The organism is Burkholderia perseverans (genome assembly GCF_022870505.1).
In the GTDB taxonomy this organism is placed as follows: domain Bacteria; phylum Pseudomonadota; class Gammaproteobacteria; order Burkholderiales; family Burkholderiaceae; genus Burkholderia; species Burkholderia plantarii.
Genome location: NZ_CP045094.1, coordinates 1,628,674 through 1,634,257 on the forward strand (window position 1 = coordinate 1,628,674; position 5,584 = coordinate 1,634,257).

The 5,584-nt window shown below is 72.1% G+C and carries 1 protein-coding gene; it reads left to right on the top strand.

Features of this window, described 5'->3' with window-relative positions:
• Nucleotides 1-5,584, top strand: a 5,584-nt coding sequence (locus BpN12_RS21855; protein WP_246797541.1) for a non-ribosomal peptide synthetase, incomplete at both ends; no start/stop codon positions are given.

The following is a 5,584-nucleotide window of genomic DNA, read 5'->3' on the forward strand; positions in this document are numbered from 1 at the left end:
GAGGGGCTGGACGAGCCGGTTCAAGTGGTATGGCGCGAAGCGACACTGCCGGTCGAGGCAATCGAACTGGACGCGTCGCGGGGTGACGTCGCCACTCAACTGCGCGCGCAATTCGATTTCCGCACGCGGCGGCTCGACATCACGCGCGCGCCGATGATGCGGATCGTCCACGCGCACGACCCGGTACACCAGCGCCACGTCGCGCTGCTGTTGTTCCATCACCTGATCGACGATGCCACCTCGCTGCGCTACATGGGCATCGAGGTCGACGCGTATCTGCGCGGGCAGGCCGAGGCGCTGCCCGCGCCGGTTCCCTACCGCAACTACGTGGTGCAGACGCGCCTCGGCGTGGACCTCGCGGCGCAGGAGCGCTTCTTCCGCGAGATGCTGCACGACGTGGACGAGCCGACGCTGCCGTTCGGGCTGGTGGACGTGCTGAGCAGCGACGCCGAGCTGGAGGAAGCGCGGCGCACGGTGGCGCCGGCGCTGTCGCGGCGGATTCGCGCGCAGGCGCGGCGGCTCGGCGTGAGCGCGGCGAGCCTGCATCACCTGGCCTGGGCGCAGGTGGTCGGGCGCCTGTCGGGGCGCGAGGACGTGGTGTTCGGCACGGTGCTGCTGGGCCGGATGCAGGGCGGCGCGGGCGCGGAACGCTCGCTCGGCATGTTCATCAACACGCTGCCGCTGCGCGCCGAGGTGGGCGCGATCGGCGCGCGGGCGGCGGTGGCGCGCATGCACGAACGCCTGAGCGCGCTGCTCGCGCACGAGCACGCGTCGCTGTCGCTGGCGCAGCGCTGCAGCGGCGTGGCCGCGCCGGCGCCGCTGTTCAGCGCGCTGCTGAACTACCGGCACGACGCGGTGCAGGCCGGCGAGACCCGGCCGGGCGCCGATGCCTGGGCCGAGGTGACGGTGCTGGGCGGCGAGGAGCGCAGCAACTATCCGCTGATGCTGTCGGTGGACGATCGCGGCGACGCATTCGGCCTCGCGGTGCAGGCCGTGGCGGCGATCGGCGCGGCGCGGATCGGCGGCTACATGGAGGCGGCACTGGCGGCGCTCGTCGAGGCGCTGGAGCAGCGGCCGGACGCGCCGATGCGCGGCCTGACGATGCTGCCCGACGACGAGCGCGCCCGCCTGCTCACGGCACTGAACGCGACGCGGGCCGATGCGCCGCGCGAGCCGACCGTCCACGCGCGTTTCGAGGCGCAGGCACGGCGCACGCCCGATGCGGTGGCCGTGGTGTTCGGCGAGGCCCGGCTGAGCTACCGCGAACTGGACGAACGGGCCGAACGGCTGGCGCGCCTGCTGAGGCAGCGCGGCGCGCGCCGCGACGCGCGCGTGGCGATCTGCGTCGGCCGCAGCCTGGAGATGGTGGTGGGCCTGCTGGGCATCCTGAAGTCGGGCGCGGCCTACGTGCCGCTCGATCCGACCTATCCGGCCGAGCGCCTTGCCTACATGCTGACCGACAGCACGCCGCTGGCGGTGCTCGTGCATGCGGACACGGCCGGCGTGGCGGGCAGCACGGGGACGCCGGAAATCGACCTCGACGCGGCCATCGATAGCGCCGACGGATTCGAACCCGAAGCGCCGGCCGGCGAGGCGGATGCGGATGCGTCGTCGCTGGCCTACGTGATCTACACCTCCGGTTCGACGGGGCAGCCGAAGGGCGTGGCGATGCCGCATCGCGCGCTCGTGAACCTGCTGCACTGGCAGGCCACGGGCGGGCGGCAGCAGGGCCATCGCGGCGGACGCACGCTGCAGTTCGCGGCGCTCGGCTTCGACGTGGCGTTCCAGGAGACCTTCAGCACGCTCTGCGAGGGCGCCACGCTGGAGTTGATCCCGGAGGCGCTGCGCTTCGATTTCGAGCAGTTGTTCGCGCACATCGTGGCGCGGCGCATCGAGCGGCTCTACCTGCCCTACGTCGCGCTGCAGAGCCTGGCGGAGACGGTAATCGGGCGCGGGCTCGACCTGTCGGGCTGCGTGCTGCACGAGGTGATCACGGCCGGCGAGCAACTGCGCATCACCGACGAGATCCGCCAGCTGTTCCGCCGCCTTGGCGCGCGCCTGCACAACCATTACGGCCCGTCGGAAACGCACGTCACGATCGCGTTCGCGCTGCCCGAGGACGTCGAGGCGTGGGCCACGCTGCCGCCGATCGGCCGGCCGATCGCCAACACGCAGGTCTATCTGCTGGACGCGCACGGGCAGCCGGTGCCGCACGGCGTGGCCGCGGAGATCCACATCGGCGGCGCGCAGGTGGCGCGCGGCTACCTGAACCGCAACGGGCTGACGGCCGAGCGCTTCGTGCGCGATCCGTTCGGCGACGATCCGCACGCCTGCCTCTATCGCACCGGCGACCTCGGGCGCTGGCGCGAGGACGGCAGTCTCGACTATCTGGGCCGCAACGATCATCAGGTCAAGGTGCGTGGCTTCCGCGTCGAGCTGGGCGAGATCGAGGCCCGGCTCGAGGCGCTCGACGGCGTGAAGGACGCCGTGGTGGTGGCGCGCGGCGACGCGGCCGGCGGCCGGCGGCTGGTGGCCTATTACACGGGCGCCGCGCAGCCGCCCGAGGCGTTGCATGCCGCGCTGCTGGCGGTGCTGCCGGACTACATGGTGCCGGGGCTCTACGTGCCGCTGGCGGCGCTGCCGCTGACGCCGAACGGCAAGCTCGACCGCCGCGCGCTGCCGGAGCCGGGCGCCGATGCCGTGGTGAGCCGCCGCTATGAGGCGCCGGTCGGCGACACCGAACGCACGCTGGCGCAAATCTGGCAGGAGCTGCTGGGCGTGGAGCGGGTGGGCCGCCACGATCACTTCTTCGAGCTGGGCGGCCATTCGCTGCTGGCGATGAAGCTGATCGAGCGGATGCGCCAGGCGGGCTTGAGCGCCGACATTCGCGTGCTGTTCGGCCAGCCGGCGCTGAGCGCGCTGGCCGCCGCGGTGGGCACGCACCGCGAGGTGGCCGCGCCGGCCAGCCGGATTCCCGCCGGCTGCGAGCGCGTCACGCCGGAGCTGCTGCCGCTGGTATCGCTGACGCAGGCGCAGATCGATGCGGCGGTGGCGGGCGTGCCGGGCGGGATGCGCAACGTGCAGGACATCTATCCGCTCGCGCCGCTGCAGGAAGGGATTCTGTACCACCATTTGTCGAGCGTCGACGGCGATCCGTATCTGCTGCAGGCGCTGTTCAGCCTGCCCGATCGCGGGCGCGTGGCGGCGTTCGTCGCCGCATTGCAGCGCGTGATCGATCGCCACGACATCCTGCGCACGCGCGTGGTGTGGGAGGGGCTCGACGAGCCGGTGCAGGTGGTGTGCCGCGCGGCGCCGCTGGTGGTGGAGGAAGTGGTCGCCGATGCCGCGCAGGGCGACGTCGTGCAGCAGATGAACGCGCAGTTCGATCCGCGCCACTACCGGCTCGACGTGCGGCAGGCGCCGCTGCTGCGGGTGGCGTATGCCCACGACGCGGCCCACGATCGCTGGGTGCTGGCGCTGCTGTTCCATCACATGGCGCTCGACCACACGGCGCTCGACGTGATGCAGCAGGAAATGCTCGCGTACCTGGACGGCGACGAAGGCCGCCTGCAGGCGGTGCAGCCGTATCGCAACTACGTGGCGCAGACGCGCTTCGGCACGAGCCGCGAGCAGCACGAGGCATTCTTCCGCGAGATGCTGCACGACGTGGATGAACCCACGCTGCCGTTCGGGCTGGTGGACGTGCAGGGCGACGGCCGCGGCATCGAGGAAGCGCGGCTCGACGTGGATCTCGCGCTGGCCAGGCGCGTGCGTACACAGGCGCGGCAGCTGGGCGTGAGCGCGGCGAGCCTCTACCACCTGGCGTGGGCGCAGGTGTTGGGCAAGGTGTCGGGGCGCGAGGACGTGGTGTTCGGCACGGTACTGCTGGGGCGGATGCAGGGCGGCGCGGGCGCGGACCGGGCGCTGGGCATGTTCATCAACACGCTGCCGCTGCGCGTGGCGGTGGGCGAGCAAGGCGTGCGGGCCGGCGTGAAGGCCACGCACGAGCGCCTGAGCGCGCTGCTGGCGCACGAGCACGCCTCGCTGGTACTGGCGCAGCGTTGCAGCGGCGTGGCGGCACCGGCGCCGCTGTTCAGCGCGCTGCTGAACTACCGGCACAGCGCGGCACTGTCGAACGATGGCGGCGCCCACCCGGCCTGGGCCGGCGTCGAGATCCTGCATATCGAGGAGCGCACCAACTATCCGCTGACGCTGTCGGTCGACGATCTCGGCGAAGGTTTCGGCCTGACGGTGCAGGTGGCGGCCGGCATCGGTGCACGGCGCGTGGGCGGCTACGTGGCCATGGCGCTCGCGCAGCTGGTCGAGGCGCTGGAGCAGCGGCCGGATGCGCCGCTGCACGGCCTGGCCGTCGTGCCGCCGGAAGAGCGCACGCAACTGCTGGATACGTTCAACGCCACGCGCGTGGCCTACCCGCGCGAGCAGACGATTCACGGCCTGTTCGAGGCGCAGGCGGCCCGCACGCCGCACGCGCCGGCGGTGGTCCATGACGGCCGGCAATTGACCTATGCCGAACTGAACGCGCAGGCCAACCGGCTCGCGCATCACCTGATCGCGCAGGGCATCCGGCCCGACGGCCGCGTGGCGATCTGCGCCGAGCGCAGCCTGGAAATGGTGGTGGGGCTGCTGGCGATCCTGAAGTCCGGCGCCGGCTACGTCCCGCTCGATCCCGGCTATCCGCCGGAGCGGCTCGCCTATCTGCTCGCGGACAGCGCACCGCAAGCGGTGCTCGCGCAGGCAGGCACGCGCGCGCTGCTGGCGGATTCGCCGGTGCCGGTGATCGGGCTCGACGCGCCGGCATGGCACGGCGAGGCCGACCACAACCCGGTGGTGGACGGGCTCGGCGCGCGCCGGCTGGCCTACGTGATCTACACCTCGGGCTCGACGGGCCAGCCGAAGGGCGTGATGAACGAGCACCACGCGGTGGTCAACCGGCTGCTGTGGATGCAGGACGCCTATGCGCTGCAGCCGGGCGAGGCGGTGTTGCAGAAGACCTCGTTCAGCTTCGACGTGTCGGTCTGGGAATTCTTCTGGACGCTGAGTACCGGCGCGACGCTGGTGATGGCGAAGCCGGGCGGCCACCGCGAGCCGGCCTATCTGAAGGCGCTGATCCAGCAGCACGGCGTGACGACGCTGCACTTCGTGCCGTCGATGCTCGAAGCGTTCCTGGCCGACGGCGACGCGGGGCGCTGCACGAGCCTCACGCGCGTGGTGTGCAGCGGCGAGGCGCTGCCGGCGGCGCTGGTGCGGCGCTTCAAGGCGCAGCTGGCCACGGCGCGGCTCCACAACCTGTACGGCCCGACCGAGGCCGCCGTGGACGTGACCGCCTGGACCTGCGACGAGGATCGCGCCAGCACGCCGATCGGCCGGCCGATCGCGAACACGCGCATCTATGTGCTGGACGCGCACGGGCAGCCGGTGCCGCTCGGCGCGGTCGGCGAGATTCATATCGGCGGCGTGCAGGTGGCGCGCGGCTACCTGAACCGTGAGGCGTTGACGGCCGAGCGCTTCGTACGCGATCCGTTCCATGCCGAGCCGGATGCGCGGATGTACCGGACCGGTGACC